Origin of the sequence: Tenacibaculum insulae (assembly GCF_964512435.1) — a bacterium.
GTDB lineage: Bacteria > Bacteroidota > Bacteroidia > Flavobacteriales > Flavobacteriaceae > Polaribacter > Polaribacter insulae_A.
The window spans coordinates 15,347-37,781 of the sequence record NZ_OZ208512.1; the positions used below are offsets into that span (position 1 = coordinate 15,347).

Genomic DNA, 22,435 nt, shown 5'->3' on the forward strand with positions numbered 1-22,435 from the left:
TAATTATTTTATACGTACTATCGTTTTACGATCGTAAAACGAGCCGTTTAAATTGTTATTATATAGTTTAATAGCTTCTTCTCTGCTATCAACTTTTGCTATATACGTGTGCATATAGCCCGTCGCTGGATTTATAAAATATCCTGCATCAATATTATCGTTTCTTAACTCATCAACGTTTCTATCTGCCAATGCTTTATTTCCATTTACATATACTTGTAAATAATATCCAGGGGCAACACCTTGCATGTTTAACATGGTTCTTACTCGTGCCGGTGGTTGTTTTTTAGGTTCCTTATAACTATCTCCGCTCTTTCCTATTGTTAGTTTTTCAATATAAACGGCATCGTTTGTTTTCTTTTTAATTTTAATCGACGCAGCATCATTTTTATCTTCATTTTTTTCAAACTGACGATTTTTGTCTGTAAATTCTGCTAATTTTTCTTCTGCATCTTCTAATTTTGCAAATCGATCAATATACACATAATAATGTTTTTCTTTTGGTTCAAAAATATACTTCGCTTCTACTTTTAATCGTTTCCACTTTTCTACTAAAGGAGCTATGTTGTCTTTGTTCTTGAACTTATCAGAAACCACATAATACATGGTACCTCCACCACCTTCGTAGGTAACTTCGCTTTCTCGCCAAGGTGCATTAGATCTTCTTCTTAACGATGTATCTTTATTTTCTACTTTCTTTTCTACCGGCGTTATTGTTGGCTGTTTTTTTATTGGCGCTGGTTGATTTTTTAACAAACGTAATACCTCATCTACTTTTTTATTTAAAATATCAATAGAGTCTTGTGCCATTTGTATTTCGTCAGACAAGTCGTTGTGTTCTTCATTTTTATACTCTTTTTTAGGCATTCTTTCTGGTAAAGTAACACTTACACTACCTGCTCTTCTTTTTGGACGCTCTCTTGTAAAAGATTTTTTACCAAAATTATAAATCAACCCAATTTCATTAGTTGCTGCAAACTTGCTTTTTTCGTAGCTAAAACCAATGGCTAAATTTTCAGATATATTTACTCCTATTCCTGCCGAAATACCGTATGTTTTATCGTAACCTGCTTTTACCCAACCTGCTTCTGGCAAATCTAACAACACATTACCTCCAATACTAAAATCATCTTCACCAGGTTTTCTTGCCATTATTAAGGTACGTAAATCTGCGCCTTTAAAAATTCCGGATGCATAAGTAAATTCATGTGAATACATTCCATGTGCCGAAAATGTTTTTTCGCCAAAAGAAGTAAGCATTTCACTATTTTTTAAATCAAAATCTAACAAATTTTCAAAAAACAATCCTACATCAAATTTACCAAAAGATAAGGTTACTGCTGGTTGCCATGCAACTACTGGAATGTCTTGAAAGTTTGCTACTTGCGGATCTGGTACTGTTGAATTTACTTTTAAAGCATTGGCACTTCGCCTGCTATATAAAAAATTGAATCCGAAGGTTAAATCCATCGTTTCATTTAACTGTAATCGGTGTGCGTAATTTACTAAAGCGCCAAAATCTTTAAAAACCCCTACTTCTTGTTGATAAATAGCAAAACCTGCTCCTACATTCTCGCGCATTTTACCCGAATAACTTCCAACATACAACCTTGGGTTGTCTTCAAAATCAACATTACTATTTCGTACAATTGCTGTTATAGATGCTTTATTTTCACGCAGGGCAGAAAAAGTTGGTACCGTTAAAAAACGATTAGACTTCATAAAATTTCTTGACGTAAAACTATTGTATTGTTGTGCACTAGTAGATACCTGTGCTTGTAAAGAAAACACACTTACTAATAATACGATATATACTGTTATTTTTTTTATCATCTTAATCTTTAATCTAATATAGATATAGTTCCTGCTTTAAGTAAAACATCGTCTTTTATAATTTTATAATAAAAGATTTTTTGTTTCCCTAAACTTTCTAAAGGCCAATCATTTTTATAATCGGTTACTTTAAAAATTTCTTTTCCGTTCGAATTGTACAATTGTATTTCTACCGAAGGTTGAAATGCATATTTATTTGATAATTGCCAAGTATCGTTAATTCCGTCTTGATTCGGAGTTACAATATTTGGTACAATTACTTGATCATCTTGTTCTACAACTTCTATTGTTTTTTCTACCGTACAAGCGCCTACTGTAGCTACCACCGTATAAAAACCTAAATTACTTACATCTAATGTTTCGTTTGTAGATAATACTGTACCTAAACTATCTTCTCCTTGATACCAAACATAGTTTTCGGCACCAGAGGCTGTTACTGTAACAGTTTGTCCTTGAATAAGCACTACTTTTTCTGAAGGTGTTACTGCAACTACAGAAGCATCAAATAGCACTACATTTATAGGTGCAAATGTTTTTTCACAACCAAAACCTGTTATTTTTAGTACATATTCGCCAATTTCTGTTACCATAAAATCTGCTACATTACTCGCTACAGGTGTTGTATCACCATCTTTAAACCACTCGTATGTATAACCTGCCACTAAAGCATCTATTGTATAAGTAATGTCTCCTCCAGGGCATAATGAGTTTGAAGTAGAGGTTGACGTAATTACAGGATCTTTTACAATTAGCTGTACTGGTAATTCGTTTGAGTCTGTTGCTAAAGAACCTACACTAACAGCTAAAGAATAAATTCCGTTATCTAAATAAGAGTTTACATTATAGGTTTCTTGGTCTGCTCCTGTAATTGCAACTCCTTCTTTTTTCCATTGATAATTTAGCATTGCTAATTGATCAGACGACAAATCATATTCTTCATCATCCATCCCAATTGCTTTTACCCCAACAATACTTAAAGTTGTTGCATTGGCAATACATTCTTCGTAATTATCTTCAGTTCTAATAACGGCATCAAAAGATTTTACCGCTATTAATTCGTACACATCAGAATCTACCACTAAATTACAAGAACCTGAAACACTTTTTGTTACCCTTGCAAAATACAATCCTGCTCCAGTTGCATTCATACATAATTGTCTTCTAGCTCCCAAAGGAGAATCATCTTTATACCATTGAATAGTTGCAGACGAAGCATCGTGCTGAATACATAGCTCTCTTGCTTCTCCTGGTAAAAGTATTGTTTTTAAAGCACCGGTTGTTGTTACAGTAAAATCTGCCGTTGTTTTTTGTTTTAATTCAACTTCGTTAGATTTCACCTCGCAATCCCCTAATTTTACAATTAAATGATAAACACCAAATTGCCCGGCTGTTGGCGTGGTATAAGTATTTGAATTAGATGTTTGTTTTAACTCATCATCTTTATACCATTCGTAGGTATAAGCAGTATCATTAGAAGTTGCTTCGAAAGTATGTGCTTCATCGCCACAAATTTCAATTACCGCAGCTCCATTTATTTGCGCATCTGAATTGGCAATACCAATTGCTTTGATAAATCTTGATTTTGGCCCTCCACAATTTCCGTAGTCAATCACTACAAAATAAGTACCAGCTTGCGTTATGGTAAATTTAGGATCTTGAGTAGTAGCCACCAACGTATCTGTAGTACCTACTCTTCTAAACCATTGGTACTCTCCAACAACATCCGTAGTTAAAGAAACCTCTTTACTTTCTCCATCACACAGTGCAAAATCTTGATCGTTATTAATTCCTATTTCAGAATCAGTTACCATATCGTGGTATGCTTCAAAAGAAACAGATTCTGACTCCATAACAGGAGAAGTTGTTCTAATTCTTACTTTATAGTTTTTACCAAAAGTATCTGCTGGTAATATAAAACTCGTACTAATATTAAATGCTTGATTGTAATTATTTGCTGCCGTACTTTCTAATTTTCGTAATTCTTTTACCTTAGAAGCATCTGCAAAACTCCCATTTTCATCCGATAGTTCGATAAAAAAAACATTATCCGAATTAAAAACACTTCCGCTAAAAGAAAAATCGACTGGAAAATTTGTTGTTCCTGTAGGGTCACAGGCAGAACCACCACCAGCAATAACTGGAGTGTTTAAAGTTTGTGAAAACGCTGTATTACAGTGCATACAGAGAAATAACACAGCTAAAAGTATTTGTATGCTTTTAGTTATTTTATTCATTTAAAAGGGTTCCTTAAGGGGCGATAAAAATACACTTTTTTTAAAAAAAATGAATCAACTCGCTACATAATATTATTATTGAAATATATAAAAAGTAAATCAAACTTGCAACTAAGAACAAAAACATAGGGTAAAACACTAAATATCAAGCTTTTTAAAACCTACTGATATTCATAAAATATTGATAAAAAAACAGAAATCTAACGTATATTTGTATCTCTAATTTTTTAAGTTATGACACCAAAAATTATTATTGCTATTGACGGATTTTCATCAACAGGAAAAAGCACTATCGCTAAACAATTAGCCAATAAACTTAGCTATATTTATGTCGATACAGGTGCTATGTACCGAGCAGTGACTTTGTATGCAATGCAACAAAATTACATTTCTGAAACACATTTTAATTCAGAGGATTTAATAGCCAACCTACACAACATTTCATTGTCTTTTGTTTTTAATGATGCTTTAGGTTTTGCTGAAGCTTACTTAAACAACCTAAATGTTGAAAAAGAAATTAGAACACTTAAAGTATCTAAACTAGTTAGTAAAGTTGCTACAATTTCTGAAGTACGTAAAAAATTAGTTTTCGAACAACAAGAAATGGGTAAAAACAAAGGAATTGTAATGGATGGTCGTGATATTGGTACGGTTGTTTTTCCGGATGCCGAATTAAAATTATTTATGACAGCATCTGCAGATAAAAGAGCCACCCGCCGTTATAAAGAATTATTAGATCGTGGTGAAAAAGTAAATTACGAGGAAATTTTACACAACGTTCAAGAACGTGACAGAATAGATTCTACCCGTAAAGATTCTCCTTTAATTTTAGCTAAAGATGCGATAGAATTTGACAATTCTGACATGGGATTAAAAGAACAGTTTGAGCGTATTATGAGTTTAGTTGATATGCGATTACAATAATTTTCTACTGTTATTTATTTATACAAAAACAAAGCTCCAATTTTTAATAAAATTGGAGCTTATATTTTTAGTTTATACTATAAAATTTTATTCATCTTCGTATTTCGAATTCTCTGAATACGTTCGCCATTTCGCTAAACAATCTTCAATATCCGAAGGAATATCAGTGTTAAACTGCATAAATTTTCCTGTCGTAGGATGCGTAAAACCTAACGTTTTTGCATGTAATGCTTGTCTTGGTAAAGTTTTAAAGCAATTTTGTACAAACTGCTTATACTTTGTAAAAGTAGTACCTTTTAAAATTGCATCACCTCCGTAACGTTCATCATTAAAAAGTGTATGCCCAATATGTTTAAAATGTGCTCTAATTTGATGTGTTCTACCTGTTTCTAACTTACATTGCACTAAAGTAACATAGGTAAGACGCTCTAAAACCTTATAGTGTGTTACCGCATGTTTACCGTGGTCTCCCTCCGGAAAAACATCCATTTGTAAACGGTTTCTAAAACTACGTCCTATATTCCCTTCAATGGTACCTGAATCTTCATCAATATTACCCCAAACCAATGCATAGTACAAACGTTCTGTAGTTCTATCAAAAAATTGTTTTGATAAATGCGCCATCGCAAATTCTGTCTTTGCAACTACCAACAAACCACTCGTGTCTTTATCAATACGATGTACCAAACCTGGGCGTTCGTTAGAGTTGGTTGGTAAATTTTCTATATGATGAATTAAACCATTTACTAAAGTTCCCGAATAATTTCCGTGACCCGGGTGCACTACCATTCCTGCTGGTTTGTTTACCACAATTACAGCATCGTCTTCGTAAACAATATCTAACGGAATATCTTCGGCTACTAATAAGTTTTCGGCTGGCGGATACGCTAAAACCACCCGAACTACATCTTTTGGCTTTACTTTATGGTTGGGTTTTACAACCACCTCATTTACCAAAACATTTCCTGCTTTGGCTGCTTGCTGAATTTTATTTCGTGTAGAATTTTCAATAAAATTCATTAAAAATTTATCTACACGCAAAGGCTCTTGTCCTTCGGTTGCTACAAACCTATGATGTTCGTATAAATCGTCGTTTTCTATAGCTAAGTTTACATCTTCCTGCATGAATCAATTATATAAATTTGTTACCTGTTTCCGTCTCCTAAAACAAGGTTAATAGTTGTCTTTTTTGGTAATTTTGTTCCCGGAGTAATTCTTTTGCCATTATACAGCAAACCTCTAACAACATCTTTTCCTATATCTCTTACTCTAACAACCTTTTTACCCACAATAAAACCTTGCGATTGTAAATGGGTGGTTGCTTGTCTTTTTGTACGTCCGTTTAAATCAGGAATTTCTACGTCTCTATATTTCGACGGATTTAACGTTAAATATAGCTTACGTTTTTCTTTTACAAAATCACCTACTTCTGGATCTTGCTCTATAACCGATTTTTTTGGATAATCAGGATTATACGTAGCACTATCAATTATAATAAAATCTAAATGAAGTTCTTCTAATTTTTGCTCAACCTCTGCCAACGACATTTTATGCAAATTTGGCACCTGTATTTTTTGATCGTGATTGGTTGTAACCCCTAACCACCATTGTAACGCAAAAACAAATAAAAACAACGAAACAATCGCAATTCCTATCTGTATTAAAAATGTTTTGCTTTTTATAAATTGAAATAAACTTTTATTTTTTTCAGAAATATTACTCATATCATTTTTTTGTAAGATGGCGCAAATTTACAGTAAAAATATTACTATTTTTAATTCATAAACTCTTAAACGAGTTTTTTTGGTAAGTTTGTATAAACTTAGGGCAACTATTTTGCTAAAAAATAAATCAAAAGCATTTAAAGTGAAAAAAAACATAGCTATTATTATGGGCGGATATTCTTCTGAAGTAGCAATATCCTTAAAAAGCGGCGCAGTAGTTTATAAACATCTTGACAATCAAAAATACAACGCCTATAAAATTCATATTTTAAAAAATAAATGGGTTTTAGTAGATGATAATGAGCAAGAACACCCTATAAATAAGCACGATTTTTCTGCGGATGTAAATGGCAATAAAATAACTTTTGATGTTGTTTTTAATGCAATTCATGGTGCACCGGGTGAAAACGGAACTATTTTAGCGTATTTTGATTTAATTGGTTTAAAACATACCTCTGCTCCTTTTTATCAAATGGCATTAACTTTTAACAAACGCGATACCTTAAGTGTTGTAAAACAATACGGAATTCCGGCAGCAACATCAGTATATTTAAATCAAGGAGACTCTATAAATGTTGATGAAATTATTAAAAAAGTAGGTTTACCTTGTTTCGTTAAACCTAATAATGCGGGTTCTAGCTTCGGAATTTCAAAAGTTCATACCGAAGAAGAATTAATACCTGCTTTAGAGGTTGCTTACAAAGAAGATTCAGAAATATTGATTGAAAGTTTTTTAGACGGTGTTGAAGTTTCTGTTGGTGTTATTCAATATAAAGGAACCACAACTGTTTTACCAATTACCGAAATTGAATCAGAAAATGATTTTTTCGATTACGAAGCCAAATACGAAGGAAAATCACAAGAAATAACACCTGCACGCATTTCAAAATCACAAGAAAAAAGAGTTAGCGAAATTGCAAAACGCGTGTACGAAATTTTAAATATGAGCGGATTTTCTCGCTCTGAATACATTTTTGTAAACGACGAACCTCATTTTTTAGAAATGAATACTGTTCCTGGCTTAACCGAAGCTAGTATTTTACCACAACAAGCAAATTGCGCAGGTATTTCGTTAACCGAATTATTTGGTAACGCCATAGAAACTGCCTTAAAATAAAATGGAAAACACGACTATAAATATTAATGAAGCTACAATTAAAAATTTTGTAGCATCAATACGCCCTGAAGATCTAGAAATTAGAAAACAATTAGATTTTGGATATTCTTTTGATAAAAACATCGCTATTCTTTACGAAATTAGACCCAACTGGTTAGATCCTAAAGAAAAAAATCATATCGAGTTTGCTAAAATCCGATTTTATAAATCTAAATTAGAATGGAACTTATATTGGATGCGAGCTAATGAAAAATGGGAATTGTATAAACCTTTTCCTAAATCGACACATTTAGATGAAATTATTCAAATAATTAAAAAAGATATAAATGGTTGTTTTTTCGGCTAATCAAAACCAAAAAAAACCTTTTAAACACCTAATTTTATGAAAAAAGCAATTTTTCCAGGATCTTTTGACCCAATTACTTTGGGACATGTAGATATTATTGAACGCGGCGTTACTTTATTTGACGAATTAGTAATTGCAATTGGTATAAATGCCGATAAAAAATACATGTTTTCTTTAGATGAACGCAAACGTTTTATTGAAGAAACTTTTAAGCATCAACCAAAAATTAAAGTAGTTACTTATAGCGGATTAACCGTAAACTTTTGTAAAGAAGAAAATGCGGAGTTTATTTTAAGAGGCTTGCGAAATCCTGCTGATTTTGAGTTTGAAAAAGCCATTGCACATACTAACAGAAAACTATCAGAAATAGAAACCGTTTTTTTATTAACCTCTTCTGGTAAAAGCTACATTTCATCATCAATTGTACGCGATGTTATTAGAAACGATGGTGATTACACTGGTTTGGTACCTGATGCTGTTAAAATTTAAAACTCTTTTATTTTGAAAAAATTACGCGTTCTTTTATTATTGATTTGCATCGGATGTAAACAAAATATTGACAAAAAAGCATACAATTTTACAACACTTTTCGAAACCTCAAACGGAACAGAAACTCCGACATACAAAGAGGTTATTTCGTTTTACAAAAATTTAGCAGAAGCTTATCAAGAAATATCTTTAGTTGAATTTGGAGAAACAGATTCAGGAAAACCATTACACTTAGTTGTTTTTAATAATGACGGAAAAATCAATTTAAAGGAATTAAAAAATTCATCTAAAAACCGAATTTTAATTAATAACGGAATACATCCAGGAGAGTCTGACGGAATAGACGCATCTATGTTACTTTTAAGAAACATTGTACAAAATGACTCGTTAAAAAAAGCATACAAAAACGCTTTAATTTGCGTAATTCCGGTTTATAATATTGGCGGAGCTTTAAATAGAAATTCGCACACAAGAGCCAATCAAAATGGCCCAAAAGAATATGGTTTTAGAGGAAATGCACGTAATTATGATTTAAATCGCGATTTTATAAAACAAGACACCAAAAATGCTGCGGAATTTGCTAAAATATTTCACACCATAAATCCGGATGTTTTTATAGATAACCATGTAAGCAATGGTGCCGATTACCAATATGCAATTACACATTTATTTACGCAACACAACAAACTAGGCGGAAAACTTGGTGATTTTTTAGAAACCGAAATGCGTCCGTTTATAGAAAAATCATTAGAAGAAAAACAAATTATAATTACACCTTACGTAAATGTTTGGGGCAATACACCCGAAAAAGGATGGTCGCAATTTTACGATTCTCCAAGATACTCAACTGGCTATACAACACTATTCAATACTTTAGGGTTAATGGTAGAAACACACATGTTAAAACCGTATAAAATTAGAGTAACACAAACCTATGAGTTACTATTATCTACCTTAGATTTTACAGAAAAAAACTCTTTAAAAATTAAAGCACTCCGAAAGAAAAATTTGGAAGACTTATTGGTAAAAAAAACATATCCAATTGTTTTTACTGCGGATAAAGAAAATCCTACAACATTAAATTTTAAAGGTTACGAAGGCACTTATATTGATAGCAAAGTAACCAACGGAAAACGATTATTTTATGATAAAAATAAGCCCTACACTAAAAAAACAACTTACTACAATAATTTTAAAGCAACCAAAAAAATAAACATTCCAGAAGCTTATATTTTACAACAAAGTTGGCATAAAATTATAGAAAGGTTAAAAAATAACAACATTAAATTTACTCGTTTTAAAAATGACACACTTATAAATGTCGCAACCCAACACGTCGATAATTTTGACACTCGAAAATCAGCTTACGAAGGACATTACTTGCATTATAACACCACTGTTAAAGAAACCTTAGCTGTTGTTAAATTTAAAAAAGGAGATCTTTATATTTCTACACAACAAAAAGGAGTTCGATACATTATTGAAACTTTAGAAGCAGCTGCTACAGATTCGTTTTTTAACTGGAACTTTTTTGACACCATTTTACAGCAAAAAGAAGGATTTTCATCTTATGTTTTTGAGGATGTTGCTGAACAATTTTTAAAAGACAATCCGAAGATTAAAAATGAGTTTGACGATAAAATTAAAAACGATTTAAATTTTGCTAAAAACACTTATGCTCAATTATATTATATCTATAAAAAAACACCACATTATGAAAAATCTCATCTAAAACTACCAATTTATAAAAAATACTAATGTAGTTATCTGTTTTTTTCGGTAATTCTTAATTTCAATTTTATACTTTTGCCCTTATTAGTAAAATAACTTTGTGAATAAAATTCCCCTAAAATCTGTTTGTGAGCAAAAAAATTTTGAAGAAATTTTTAACAAACATTCTCAATCCCTAAGAAATTACATTTATTACAAATGTGGTAGTAGGCAACAGGCGGAAGATGTTGTTCAAGAAGCTTATATAAAACTTTGGAACAACTGCTCTAAAATAATGTTTGAAAAAGCTAAATCTTTTTTATACACCGTTGCAAACAACCATTTTTTAAATGAGGTGGCTCATAAAAAAGTGGTTTTAGAACACCAAAGAAGAAGCCTTGCTCCTGACAGAACAATAGAAACTCCGCAATTTATTTTAGAAGAAGAAGAATTTTATCAAAAACTAAAAAAAACAATAGCCGATTTGCCAGAAAAACAACGAGAAGTTTTTCTTTTAAGTAGAATTGACAAAAAAAAATATACTGAAATTGCTGAAATTGTTGGCATATCAGTAAAGGCTGTAGAGAAAAGAATGAGTAAAGCTTTATTAATTGTTAAAGAACAAATTGGTAAAATTTAACAAAAAAACATTTATTGTTAGGGTAATTAACATTTTAATTGTTTTTATATAAATCGCTAGTATAACAGAATTATGAAAAATAAATTTACAGAGGATACTTTTTTAGCTCGGTGGGTTGCAAATGACTTGTCTCCTGACGAATTAAAACAATTTGAAGAGTCTGATGATTTTCATCAATTCAAAAAAATAAATGATGCAGCTCAACAATTAAAAGCTCCTGATTTTAATAAAACTGATAGTTTTACAAAAATTTCAAAAAAATTAACTAAAAAGAAAGCTACTTTAAAAGTTATAAAACTTGCCCCTAAATGGATGTATAGCGCTGCAGCGTCAGTAATACTTCTTTTAACAGTTTTCTTTTTAAATAATAACGATAATTCAGTTGCTAATTTCTCAACAAAATATGGTGAGCAAACAACTGTAAAGCTTCCTGACAACTCTATCGTACAACTTTCTGCAGATGCTAATTTAAAATTTAACAAAGAAAATTGGGATAATAATAGACTTGTAACTTTAAGTGGTAAAGCTTATTTTGAAGTAGAAAAAGGAAGCTCTTTTACTGTTAGTACAAACGAAGGTAATGTTACCGTTTTAGGTACTAAATTTACAGTAAATGCTTCGAAAAACTTCTTTGAAGTGCAATGTTTTGAAGGAAAAGTAAAAGCAATTTCTAAAAATAAAAATGAAATTATTTTAACCAAAGGAAAAGCTTTTAGAGTTTATAAAAACACCTCTGAAAACTGGATTTTCTCTAGTGAAAATCCATCTTGGATAAATGGTGAAAGCACTTTTAATAACACGCCTTTAAGTAACGTTATTTTAACTCTAGAAAAACAATATAACTTAAATATTAACACCAATAAAATAGATACAACTAAACGTTTTACTGGTGCTTTTACTCATAACGATGTTAATATTGCCTTAAAAACTGTTTTTGCTCCTATGAAAATTTCATTTAAATTAGCAGAAAATAGTTCGGTTATATTAACACCTAATTAATGCACAAAAAATTAAGTATTCTTTTTATATGCTTAACAATGTCTATTTTTTCTCAAGAAAAAATAGACATTGCCTTTTTTGATATGCCAATATTAGATGTTTTAAAGAAGACTGAAAACAATTTTAAAATCAAGTTTTCTTTTGATTCTAATCTAATTGATAAAACAACTTTTTCGTTTACAAAAAACAATTGTTTGTTAACTGAACTGATAGCCGAAATTGAACTTCGAACTACTCTGAAATTTAATAAAATAAACGATCGCTATTACTTTATTACAATTCAAAAAACAAGTTACCAATACAATGTATTAAACGAAGTTTTAATTAACAATTATGTTACCTCTGGTATCAACAAAAACAAAAATGGTTCTATTTCTATTTTACCGCAACAACTTGGTGTATTGCCCGGTTTAACAGAGCCTGATGTTTTAGAAAGCTTAAAAATTATTCCAGGTGTATTAAGTCCAGATGAATCTGCAGCTGGAATATACATAAGAGGTGGAACACCTGATCAGAATTTGATTTTTTGGGATGGAATAAAAATGTATTATTCTGGACATTTTTTTGGAACATTATCTGCTTTTAACCCATATACATCTAAAAAAATAACCCTTTCTAAAAGTGGAACACAAGCTCGTTATGGAAATAAAATATCTGGAGTAATAGACATAAAAACTGATGACAGTATTCCTACAAAAACATCAGGAGGATTTGGATTTAACATGACCCATGCCGATGCTTTTATTAAGATTCCTTTATCAAAAAAAGTAGCTTTTACCACATCTTTTAGACGCTCTTTTACAGATATAATTAATTCTTTTACTTTTAATAAATTATCAAACAAGGTATTTCAAACTTTTGATGCCAATCAAGAAAGGAATATTCTTAGCAAAAACATTCCCTTTAACAGAGATAATAATTTTTATTTTGCTGATTATTCGGCAAAACTAACCATTAAACCATCTGTTAATGAAACTTTATCTTTTAATTTTTTACACACTAAAAACAAACTTTCTAATAGTTTTAAAATACCATATTATAGAGATGTTTATTTAGATAATTTAAACATTAAAAATAATGGATTGAGCTTTTTATGGAATAAAGAATTTTCCCCGAAATTAGCACACAACTTTAAAGTCTACTTTTCTAGTTTTAAATTAAATTATTCAGGAAATTATAATTATATCGATAATTATATTATACAAGAGTCTATAAAAAACAATACTGTAAAAGACATTGGTTTTTCATACAATTTAGACTATCAATTAAATGATAAAAGTAGTTTTTTATTCGGTTACGACTTCTTATCAAATGAAACAGAATACCTGTTAGATCATAAAACTTTTTTGAATCACCTTATTACCAATAGCAATGTAAAAAAGGATAAAGGAACTAATAATACACATTCGTTATTTGCTGAGTATATTTATGATACAAATGATTGGAAAATAAATTCAGGGGTTAGATTTAATTATTTTGATAGGATACATAAATCGGTAATTGAACCTCGTTTATACATCGAAAAAAAACTTACAAACAGCCTTAATTTTAAAACTTCTTTTGAACAAAAACATCAAACCTTAGGGCAAATTGTAGAGTTTCAAACTTCTAGCTTAGGTTTTGATTTAGAAAATCAAATTTGGGCACAAGTAAATGGTGATGATGTACTACTTCAAAAAAGCTTTCAAACTTCATCTGGTTTTGTTTACAATAAAAACAAATGGAAAATAGATATTGAAACTTATATTAAAGATGTAAGCGGAATGACTTCGCAAACAAGAGGATATAATGATCAAACAACAGATTTTTCGATAGGAGAAGGTGAAATTTTTGGTGTTGATTTACTAATCAACAAAAAATTTAATAATTATAGAACTTGGATTAATTATTCGTACACTAAAAATAGGTTTAAGTTTTTAGATTTAGAAAATAAATTTTTCCCTGCAAATCACGACATTACAAACTATTTTTCGTGGTCGCACGCATATAAACTTAATAATTACGAGTTCTCTTTAGGTTGGATGTATAGAACAGGAAATCCATACACTTCTGCAGATGAATTAATAACTGATCCAAATACTGGCGGACTTCTTATTATCTTAGATACAGATCATATAAATTCTAAACGCTTACCAAAATACCATCGTTTAGATACTTCTGTAACTTACTCCTTTAACTTTTCTAAAAACTGGAAAGGTAAATTAGGGTTTTCTATTTTAAACATATACAATCAAAAAAACATCATTAGCAGGTCATATACAGCCATACCTGTTGTTAACAACAATACCGTTACTTATGAATTAGGAAAAGTAGATAAAACTTCTTTAGGTTTAACACCTAATTTAGTTTTTAGAGTTAGTTTTTAAAAGAAAAAACCTCACAATATTGCGAGGTTATTTTTTAATAATTTCTGTATTTTTTTGTTTCTTCAAAAACATGTTCTAGAATTTTTCTCTCTTTTTCATCAAATTCTATATTACGCCTTTTCATAACAACTTCAGCTACTTCAAAAACTTTATTTGTTTTATACTCTGTAAATCCTGAAGCTCCTCCCCAACTATATGATGGCACAAAATTTCTTGGAAAACCACTTCCAAAAATATTTGAAGACACGCCTATTACGGTTCCGGTATTAAACATTGTGCTAATTCCGCATTTAGAATGATCTCCCATAATTAAACCACAAAACTGTAAGCCTGTTTTAGCAAAACGCCCTGTTTCATAACTCCATAATTTTACTTCAGCATAATTATTTTTTAAGTTAGAATTGTTCGTTCCTGCTCCTAAATTACACCATTCTCCTATAACCGAATTTCCTAAATATCCATCATGACCTTTATTAGAATACCCCATTAAAACAACGTTATTTATTTCTCCTCCAACCTTACAATGAGGGCCTAAAGTAGTTGCTCCGTATATTCTTGTCCCCATTTTTAAGATAGAATTTTCGCACATTGCTAAAGCGCCTCTAACAACCGATCCCTCCATAATTTTTGCATTTTTACCAATATAAATTGGTCCTTTAGATGCATTTAAAGAAGCAAATGTTAACTCTGCTCCTTCTTCAATAAAAATATCTTCTTTATTTATAAAATTAACCGTTTCTGGTATCGGTTCAGAAGTTCTTCCTTCAGTAATTAAATCAAAATCGTTTCTAATTGCTTTGTCATTTAAAGCAAAAATATCCCAAGTGTTTTTTATTTGAATAATTTCCTCTTCAAACTCTATTTGCTCATAAACAGAAAAATCTACCGCTTCTTGTGTATCTTCAGTAAAAAAAGCAATAACATCCTCTCCTTTAAAAATAGCTTGATTTTTAGTTAGATTTTTAACTTGCGCTATCAATGATTTAGTTGGTAAAAAAGAAGCGTTAAGTAACACATTTTCTTCCATTTCTACCATTGGATACTTTTCTTCTAAATATGCTTCTGTTACGGTTGTTGTAGTTAAACCTAAGTATTTTTCCCATTTTTCTCTAATCGTTAAAATACCTACTCTAATATCTGCAACTGGTTTTGTATAGGTTAATGGTAATAATGCATTACGAACATCACCGTCGAACAAAATGTAATTCATATTTTATTTTTTGGCAAATATATAATATTGATGATTAATTACACGAAAATCCATCTGCTTTTAGTTAAATTAAAAAAAGACAAACAACACAAAAACACACACAAACAACCAAAAAACAAAAATAAACAGCGAAATAATTTTCATCATCAATAACTTTTAAGCAATCAACTAGAATACTCACTAAAAAATATATGTTATTTATAATTTCTAAATATTACTTTTGTTTTATGAAAAAAGTATTAGCCTACATTATTGGAGTTATTATAGTAATTGCTAGTTTTTATTACGCATTTATATATTTTGTACCTTATAGCGAAGGAGTTCGCTCTGGCGAATTAATAAAAATTAGCCATAAAGGAGTTTTCACTAAAACATGGGAGGGCGAAATTAGTCAAGGAATATCTGGAGCTCAAATTTTTTCTTTTTCTGTTGAAAGTAAAAAAAAGCAAGTTATTGCTGATTTAAAAAAATACCAAGGTCGTTATGTTAAAGTAACTTACAAAGAGCGCTTTGGATCCTTTTTTTGGTTAGGTGATACAAAATATTTTGTTACTAAGGTAGATGAAGAAGTTTCTCCACATTTTAGAGGATTACAATTAGAAAATGAGCAGTAAAAAACACAAATACGTAGCAGAAACACGCGTTTCAATTTCAGAATTAATGTTACCTGTACATGCCAATTTTAGTGGTAAAATTCATGGTGGATATATTTTATCTCTTCTTGATCAAATTGCTTTTGCTTGTGCCTCTAAACACTCTGGTGAATACTGTGTAACAGCATCTGTAGATACAGTTGATTTTTTAAATCCGATTGAAGTTGGCGAACTCGTTACCATGAAAGCATCAGTAAATTATGTAGGAAGAACCTCGATGGTTGTTGGTGTTCGTGTAGATGCTGAAAACATTAGAACTGGAGAAAAAAAACACTGTAATTCCTCTTATTTTACTATGGTTGCTAAAAATGAAGCAGGAAAAAGTATTGAAGTTCCTGGTTTAATTGTTATTGATGATATTGAGGTAAGTCGTTTTTTAAAAGCTGTAAAACGAATTGAAATGAAAAAAAAGCGTCAAGATGAATTTGACAGTGAAGATTTTACACCTCATGATTATGTTAAAGAATTAGAAAACTATAAAGTAAAAATTGAGCTATAAAACACAAAAATCCGAAGTTAAAAACTTCGGATTTTTGTACATTATTTAGAATATAAAGCTCTAAAAGTTCTTATTTTCTAATAAACTTCCTGCTAATTGCAACAATTGTAATTCTGCATTTTTTGCAGTATATTTTGCATTACTTACACTTAACTCAGCATTTATTAAATTTACTTGAGCTTGACGAAAATCAATAGAAGTAACTTGTCCTAATTTATAACGCTCTTTAGTTCTATCAAAATTAAGCTTATTGGTTATTACATTTTTTTCTTGAACTTGTAACGAAAACAAGGCATTTTGATAAGTTTCCCACGCATTATTTACATCTCTTTCTAAACGCTCTTCTTGCTGTAATTTTTGAATTTCTTGTGTTTCTAACGCTATTTTCGCGTTGGTAACATTAGTTTTTGTGCGCCCGCCATCAAAAATATTCCAAGATAAATTTACACCAGCATTTAAACCTTTTCGGGTGTTAGAAATTGGACTAAATGCATTTACTGCATCATTATTACTTTTTGTCCAAGCATACGAACTTGTTAAACCTACATTTGGCATCCATCCAGATTTATTAATTTTAACATCTAACTGCCTTAACTCAATATTCTTTTTTGTTTGTAATAAATTTGCATTGTTACTTTTAGCTTGCTGTAAAACATCTGTTAAATTTAAATCAACAGCATAATTTACGTTTGTATTTACTGTCATTGGCGTATTTACACTTCTACCTAAAACTACATTCAAATCTCTTTTAGCATTTGCTAATTCTCTTTTTACATCAATATAAGTAATGCTGTCTTTATTTACATCAACTTCAGCATTTAACACATCTAATTTTGTGTTCTGACCATAATCAAAACTATAAGTAGCTCTTTGTAAACGTCTTTTAGAAATTGCCAATGTTTCTTTTTGTGTTTTTTCGTTTTCAGATAATCTTCCTACTTCATAGTACGCCAAAAACAATGTTGTTAAGGTATTTTCAATTACCTGACGTGCTTGTAATTCGGTTAAATTATATTGTTCTTTTAAACGTTTAAATGTATTTTGCCTGTTAAAACCATTAAAAAGAGTGTAATTTAAACCTATAGAAGCATTGTAGTTTTTAGACTCAGCGCCAGTAACCGAATTGGTAGTACCATTTTCAAACTCATTATCAGTGTCATTTTTACTATACGTTGCTCCTGCATTTCCAGTTACAGTTGGTAAATAACCACTATTATAAATACTTTTATTGTTTTTAGCGGCAGCTACATTATTTTTAGTAACTCTGATATCGTAATTATTTTTTAAAGTAATTTCTACCGCTTTTTCTTTTGATAAAACTTCTTGTCCGTAAAAAGAAATACTTACAAATAAAAAAAGGATACTTAAATATATTGTTTTCATCTTAATTTTCTTTTATTATTCTACTGCTTCTTTTTCTGATTCTAACTCAATAATTGCTCTTTCAACCTCTTCTTTTGATGGTTTTTTACCTTCCCAAAGCCATTTTGTATATACTTTCGAATAGTTTGAAATAGACAATAAAACGGGTAAAGTTAATAGCGTTAAAAAAGTTGCAATTACAATTCCGTAAGCAATAGATATTGCCATTGGTATTAAAAATTGTGCTTGACGACTTGTTTCTAAAATTAAAGGAGCTAAACCTGCAACTGTAGTTATGGTTGTTAAAAATATAGCTCTAAATCTAGATTTACCTGCTGCAAATAAAGCCTCTTCAAACTTCATCCCTTCTTTTAAATAACTGTTAAATTTACTTATCAATACCAAACCATCATTAACCATAATTCCTACCAAGGCAATGATTCCTAAAAATGATAAAATATTTACAGGAAATCCGTGAAACCAGTGCCCCCAAGCAACTCCTATTAAACTAAACGGCACCATAATTAACAACATAAATGGCTGGCCGTAAGAACGGAATGTAAATACAATTACAATATAAATTAGCAATAAAATTACTGGCGCTACAAGTGCCGCTGAACTTGAAACTTTTGATGCTTCTCTGTTTTGACCTTCATACAATGCGGTTACCGACGGATATTTTGCATTAATTTGCGGCATTAACCTTGTTTTAATATCATCTAAAACATCGGTAGCACTTCCTTGCGCATCTTTTAAATCGGCATTTACTTTTATTTCGCGCTGTCCATCTAAATGATTAATAGATATTTCACCACGTTGAATAGTGTACGTTGCAATTTCAGATAACGGAACTCTACTGCCAGTTGGTGTAACAATACGCATGTCATCTAAATTTTTAATTGATGAACGTTCTTTTTTATCATAACGAACCCAAACTTTAATTTCATCTTGACCACGCTGAAAACGTTGCGCTTGACGACCAAAAAATCCGCTTCTAATTTGCGACATTACATCGTTTAAATTCAATCCTAACAAATGCGCGTTTTCCTTTAATCGCATGTTAATTTCTTTAATTCCTTGCGGATCACTATCTGTTATATCTTTTAAATTCTGATTTTTAGTTAATTCAGCTTTTAACTCTGTTTTTGCAGCTTTTAATTCCTTAATATTATTACTTAATAAAGAAACTGAAACCGGGCTTCCTCCAAAATTTCCACCAGACCCAAAAGTTAACGATTCTACTCCATAAATTTCTCCTACTCTTTTTCTGATTTCGTTGGTAATTTCACCAGAACTAAACGTTCTTGTTTCACCTGGTAATAAGTTAATTCGTAATGATGCTTTTGCTGATCCTGGGCCAATTTGTTTTAACACATTTTCAACTACAGGTTCGTTTGTAATTGCATATTTCTCTGTAAATTCTTTTTCTACCTCCCAAGTTTTAGCTTCAATAATCGAAATAATACTATCTGTAATTTTTTCGTTGGTTCCTTGTGGCATTGTTAAGTTTACCGAAACTCTATCACTCGCTATGGATGGAAAAAAAGTTCCTCTAATAATTCCTCCTTGAAATGCGCCAATAGTAATCATCAATAAAGCAACCGGAATTACCAATCCGAAGAATTTATTATTTAATACAAATCGTAATGCTGGCGCGTATAATTTATCGCGCATAAAATCCATAAAATCTTCTGCATATTTATTAAAAGCATATAATTTTTGATTTCTATCTAATGCTTTTGAATGCGCAACGTGAGCTGGTAAAATAATTAAAGCCTCTACTAAAGATAAAATCAATGTTAATGCAACCACAGTAGCAACTTCACCAAAAAAAGCACCAATATCACCATCTAAAAAGAAAAATACTGAAAACGCTAAAACTGTTGTGGTAATTGCCGAAATAATTGGGGGCACAACCTCCATCGTTCCGTCAATTGCCGCTCTAATAGGGTTTTTACCTTTTTCATAATGATGATAAATATTTTCAGCAATTACAATTCCGTCATCCACCAAAATACCGATTACAATAATCATCCCAAATAATGATAATACATTTATGGTGATGTTAAAATAACCAGCCAACATAAACATTCCGAAAAAGGCTACTGGTAACCCTGCAGCTACCCAAAATGCTAATCGAGGACGTAAAAATAATGACAAAAACAACATTACCAACAACATTCCTTGCCACGCATTTTTAAACAATAATTCGGTACGTTGATTTAAGGTTATTGATGAATCTCTTGTAATTTCAATATGTACGTTATCGTGTTCTTTGTTAAACTTTTTTATATAATCATTAATTTTTTCTGCAGATGATAACAAATCTTCATTATTGGTATTATTTACCTGAATTCTTACCGCTAAATCTCCGTTATAAAAATTTCTATTGGGTGTTTCGTTCCAAATATCTTTTACCGTTGCCACATCTTTTAATCTAATAATTGCTCCTGATGTTTCAGCTTTTACCACTAAATTATCAAGCTCATCACCATAATACGAACGATTATTTGCGCGAATTAAATACTCTTCAGCATCTGTTTTTACAGAACCTCCTGAGGTTAAAATATTTGCTTTAGATACCGCGTTTGCAACTTGATTAAACGTTAAATTATAAGCTAATAAATCGTTTTCTCTAACCGCAATTTCAATTTCTTCAGCAGGGTAACCTGACACAGAAATTTGCGAAATCCCATCAATTCTACGAATATCATTTTCAATATCTCTTGCAATATTTTTTAGTGATTTTAACGGAATTTCATCTCCTGTAACCACAAAACTAACAGTTTCTGCAATTTTTTCTCTTTTAGCAATTACAGCAGGCTCCATTCCTGATGGAAAATTAGGTACTTTATCTACCGCGTTTTTAACATCTGCCAAAACCACGTTAATATCATAGCCTTTTAAAACTTCAACAGATATATTTGCTGAATTTTCTGAAGATGTTGAAGTTACTCTATCAACACCTACCAATCCTTTTAAATTATCTTCAATCTTTAAAACAATACCTTCTTCCATTTCTTGTGGAGAAGCACCTGGATAAGCTACATTTATCGTGATATTTTTAGCATCCGTTAACGGAAAAAATGACGATTTTAAAGAAGAAAAACCTAAAATTCCTAAAATTACAAATGCAATAATAATGATGTTTACTGCTACGGGGTATTTTATAAAATATGCGATTACTTTTTTCATATCTTATTTTTTTGCAGTGTTTTTAGTAGCCGAAAAAATAGTTACAGGCAAACCAACATAAGCTCCTGCCACTGGTTTTTCTACTAATTTATCTCCATTTTTTAAGCCTTTTACAACTACTGTTTTTTCGTTAAAATGAATCGGGTTAACCTTTATCAAGTCTAACACATTGTTTTTTACCACGTAAACCGAATTATTTTCTATCAATAATTTTCTATCAATTTCAATAGCTTCGGTTGCCGTTTTTACAGGCACATTTGCTTCTAAATGCATCCCTTCTCTTACATCTTTTCCTTTCACTTCAATAAATACCTGAACAGTTTGCGTAGCTTGATCAATTTTACCATTAATTCTTGCCACTCTTCCTATCCAAGTTTTTGTTTTTTCTAAATTATAAAGCGTTACTTTTTTATTTACTTGTAAAATATCAGCAAAACCTGCATTAACAGACAATGGTAATTCAAATACAGATGCATCTATAAATTCACCCATTTTTTGCCCAACTCTTACAAGAGTTCCGTTAGTAACTAATGTTTCTGTAAGAATACCGTTAAAAGGAGCGCGTAAATTATACTTACTTAATCGAGCTTCTAAATTTTTTAAATTATAAAAATTTGTATATATATTTTTACCAGTAATAAAATACTTTTCTTTATCAGAACTTGGCTCAGGAAGCGGTTTTACAATACTTTTTATATTGAAGTTTTTTAAATATACATCCCATTTTTTAAAAGATTCAGGATAATCTAATCGCATATCTGGCATAATAGAAGCTATTAAATTTTGTAATGAACTTCTTTGCGACTGAATAGATGCATAAAACTCTTGACTATTAATATGTAATAACGTTTGCCCTTTTTTATAAGAAACACCTGCTTTAAATTCTTTACCTGTTCCTTTTAAAACACCTTGTACTTCAGAAAAAATGGCCACTTTATTTTTAGCAACTAAGTTTCCATTCGCTGTAATATTTATAGCTACTTCTCCGTTTTTAACTTCTTTAACAAAAACGGTTTTTTCTACTTTAACAACTTCTTGTTTAGCGGCTTTTTTACTATTTTTTAATAAATTAGATATTAAAAACGACAACCCAAGTACTACAATTCCGGCTCCTACTATAATTAGTTTTCTCAT

General features: G+C 30.7%; 18 protein-coding genes. 10 read left to right on the plus strand and 8 right to left on the minus strand.

Going from position 1 to position 22,435, the window contains the following annotated elements:
* Positions 1–3: 3 nt before the first annotated feature.
* A complete protein-coding gene (locus tag ACN5J5_RS00020) occupies positions 4–1,833 on the minus strand; it encodes a PorP/SprF family type IX secretion system membrane protein (RefSeq protein ID WP_418645321.1) in 1,830 nt (609 codons plus the stop codon).
* A gap of 8 nt (positions 1,834–1,841) precedes the next feature.
* A complete protein-coding gene (locus ACN5J5_RS00025) occupies positions 1,842–4,067 on the minus strand; it encodes a gliding motility-associated C-terminal domain-containing protein (RefSeq protein WP_418645322.1) in 2,226 nt (741 codons plus the stop codon).
* A 234-nt stretch (positions 4,068–4,301) separates the two neighbouring features.
* On the opposite strand from ACN5J5_RS00025, the gene cmk reads away from it, so the two are divergent.
* Positions 4,302–4,991, plus strand: coding sequence for a (d)CMP kinase (cmk, locus tag ACN5J5_RS00030; RefSeq protein ID WP_418645323.1), 690 nt, complete (start codon positions 4,302–4,304; stop codon positions 4,989–4,991).
* Positions 4,992–5,078: 87 nt separating this feature from the next.
* Here the strand turns inward: cmk and ACN5J5_RS00035 are convergent, their stop codons facing one another.
* Positions 5,079–6,116 (minus strand): RluA family pseudouridine synthase, encoded by a 1,038-nt coding sequence (locus tag ACN5J5_RS00035; protein WP_418645324.1) that lies wholly within the window; start codon positions 6,114–6,116, stop codon positions 5,079–5,081.
* 20 nt (positions 6,117–6,136) lie between these two features.
* Positions 6,137–6,715 carry a PASTA domain-containing protein gene (locus ACN5J5_RS00040; protein WP_418645325.1) on the minus strand — a complete coding sequence of 193 codons (579 nt, stop codon included), beginning with the start codon at positions 6,713–6,715 and terminating at the stop codon, positions 6,137–6,139.
* Positions 6,716–6,857: 142 nt separating this feature from the next.
* On the opposite strand from ACN5J5_RS00040, the gene ACN5J5_RS00045 reads away from it, so the two are divergent.
* The 7 genes from ACN5J5_RS00045 (at position 6,858) to ACN5J5_RS00075 (ending at position 14,382) form a co-directional block, all read left to right on the plus strand.
* Positions 6,858–7,832, plus strand: a complete 975-nt coding sequence (locus ACN5J5_RS00045) for a D-alanine--D-alanine ligase (protein WP_418645326.1) — start codon at positions 6,858–6,860, stop codon at positions 7,830–7,832.
* A 1-nt stretch (position 7,833) separates the two neighbouring features.
* Positions 7,834–8,178, plus strand: coding sequence for a DUF3024 domain-containing protein (locus ACN5J5_RS00050; RefSeq protein ID WP_418645327.1), 345 nt, complete (start codon positions 7,834–7,836; stop codon positions 8,176–8,178).
* A gap of 36 nt (positions 8,179–8,214) precedes the next feature.
* Entirely contained in the window at positions 8,215–8,667 is a 453-nt protein-coding gene (coaD, locus tag ACN5J5_RS00055) for a pantetheine-phosphate adenylyltransferase (protein WP_418645328.1), read from the plus strand.
* Between the two features lie 12 nt (positions 8,668–8,679).
* A complete protein-coding gene (locus ACN5J5_RS00060) occupies positions 8,680–10,425 on the plus strand; it encodes a M14 family metallopeptidase (RefSeq protein ID WP_418645329.1) in 1,746 nt (581 codons plus the stop codon).
* A 73-nt stretch (positions 10,426–10,498) separates the two neighbouring features.
* A complete protein-coding gene (locus tag ACN5J5_RS00065) occupies positions 10,499–11,017 on the plus strand; it encodes an RNA polymerase sigma factor (RefSeq protein WP_418645330.1) in 519 nt (172 codons plus the stop codon).
* A 72-nt stretch (positions 11,018–11,089) separates the two neighbouring features.
* A complete protein-coding gene (locus tag ACN5J5_RS00070) occupies positions 11,090–12,016 on the plus strand; it encodes a FecR family protein (protein ID WP_418645331.1) in 927 nt (308 codons plus the stop codon).
* A gap of 38 nt (positions 12,017–12,054) precedes the next feature.
* On the plus strand, positions 12,055–14,382 hold the full coding sequence (locus ACN5J5_RS00075; RefSeq protein WP_418645332.1) for a TonB-dependent receptor plug domain-containing protein: 2,328 nt from the start codon (positions 12,055–12,057) through the stop codon (positions 14,380–14,382).
* Between the two features lie 34 nt (positions 14,383–14,416).
* On the opposite strand, the gene ACN5J5_RS00080 is transcribed toward ACN5J5_RS00075, so the two are convergent.
* The gene (locus tag ACN5J5_RS00080) at positions 14,417–15,592 is read right to left on the minus strand and encodes a GlmU family protein (RefSeq protein ID WP_418645333.1); all 1,176 of its coding nucleotides are present in this window, start codon (positions 15,590–15,592) and stop codon (positions 14,417–14,419) included.
* A 227-nt stretch (positions 15,593–15,819) separates the two neighbouring features.
* Here ACN5J5_RS00080 and ACN5J5_RS00085 point away from each other — a divergent pair, with 227 nt between their 5' ends.
* A complete protein-coding gene (locus ACN5J5_RS00085) occupies positions 15,820–16,206 on the plus strand; it encodes a 6-phosphogluconate dehydrogenase (protein WP_418645334.1) in 387 nt (128 codons plus the stop codon).
* Positions 16,196–16,744 carry an acyl-CoA thioesterase gene (locus tag ACN5J5_RS00090; protein WP_418645335.1) on the plus strand — a complete coding sequence of 183 codons (549 nt, stop codon included), beginning with the start codon at positions 16,196–16,198 and terminating at the stop codon, positions 16,742–16,744. Before ACN5J5_RS00085 ends, ACN5J5_RS00090 begins: the two co-directional genes overlap by 11 nt.
* 60 nt (positions 16,745–16,804) lie before the next feature.
* Here ACN5J5_RS00090 and ACN5J5_RS00095 read toward each other — a convergent pair whose 3' ends face one another.
* Genes ACN5J5_RS00095 through ACN5J5_RS00105 form a run of 3 tightly spaced genes read right to left on the minus strand, consistent with a single transcriptional unit; the run spans position 16,805 to position 22,435 of the window.
* Entirely contained in the window at positions 16,805–18,127 is a 1,323-nt protein-coding gene (locus ACN5J5_RS00095; protein WP_418645336.1) for a TolC family protein, read from the minus strand.
* A gap of 15 nt (positions 18,128–18,142) precedes the next feature.
* On the minus strand, positions 18,143–21,301 hold the full coding sequence (locus ACN5J5_RS00100; protein ID WP_418645337.1) for an efflux RND transporter permease subunit: 3,159 nt from the start codon (positions 21,299–21,301) through the stop codon (positions 18,143–18,145).
* 3 nt (positions 21,302–21,304) lie between these two features.
* The gene (locus tag ACN5J5_RS00105) at positions 21,305–22,435 is read right to left on the minus strand and encodes an efflux RND transporter periplasmic adaptor subunit (protein WP_418645338.1); all 1,131 of its coding nucleotides are present in this window, start codon (positions 22,433–22,435) and stop codon (positions 21,305–21,307) included.

What these genes read in the sequence shown, in the direction of transcription:
- coaD (WP_418645328.1), top strand. Translation starts at nt 8,215, where the DNA reads ATGAAAAAAGCAATTTTTCCAGGATCTTTTGACCCAATTACTTTGGGA.
- ACN5J5_RS00090 (WP_418645335.1), top strand. Translation starts at nt 16,196, where the DNA reads ATGAGCAGTAAAAAACACAAATACGTAGCAGAAACACGCGTTTCAATT.
- ACN5J5_RS00075 (WP_418645332.1), top strand. Translation starts at nt 12,055, where the DNA reads ATGTCTATTTTTTCTCAAGAAAAAATAGACATTGCCTTTTTTGATATG.
- ACN5J5_RS00100 (WP_418645337.1), bottom strand. Translation starts at nt 21,301, where the DNA reads ATGAAAAAAGTAATCGCATATTTTATAAAATACCCCGTAGCAGTAAAC.
- ACN5J5_RS00085 (WP_418645334.1), top strand. Translation starts at nt 15,820, where the DNA reads ATGAAAAAAGTATTAGCCTACATTATTGGAGTTATTATAGTAATTGCT.
- ACN5J5_RS00035 (WP_418645324.1), bottom strand. Translation starts at nt 6,116, where the DNA reads ATGCAGGAAGATGTAAACTTAGCTATAGAAAACGACGATTTATACGAA.
- ACN5J5_RS00095 (WP_418645336.1), bottom strand. Translation starts at nt 18,127, where the DNA reads ATGAAAACAATATATTTAAGTATCCTTTTTTTATTTGTAAGTATTTCT.
- ACN5J5_RS00025 (WP_418645322.1), bottom strand. Translation starts at nt 4,067, where the DNA reads ATGAATAAAATAACTAAAAGCATACAAATACTTTTAGCTGTGTTATTT.
- ACN5J5_RS00050 (WP_418645327.1), top strand. Translation starts at nt 7,834, where the DNA reads ATGGAAAACACGACTATAAATATTAATGAAGCTACAATTAAAAATTTT.
- cmk (WP_418645323.1), top strand. Translation starts at nt 4,302, where the DNA reads ATGACACCAAAAATTATTATTGCTATTGACGGATTTTCATCAACAGGA.
- ACN5J5_RS00080 (WP_418645333.1), bottom strand. Translation starts at nt 15,592, where the DNA reads ATGAATTACATTTTGTTCGACGGTGATGTTCGTAATGCATTATTACCA.
- ACN5J5_RS00040 (WP_418645325.1), bottom strand. Translation starts at nt 6,715, where the DNA reads ATGAGTAATATTTCTGAAAAAAATAAAAGTTTATTTCAATTTATAAAA.
- ACN5J5_RS00020 (WP_418645321.1), bottom strand. Translation starts at nt 1,833, where the DNA reads ATGATAAAAAAAATAACAGTATATATCGTATTATTAGTAAGTGTGTTT.
- ACN5J5_RS00070 (WP_418645331.1), top strand. Translation starts at nt 11,090, where the DNA reads ATGAAAAATAAATTTACAGAGGATACTTTTTTAGCTCGGTGGGTTGCA.
- ACN5J5_RS00105 (WP_418645338.1), bottom strand. Translation starts at nt 22,435, where the DNA reads ATGAGAAAACTAATTATAGTAGGAGCCGGAATTGTAGTACTTGGGTTG.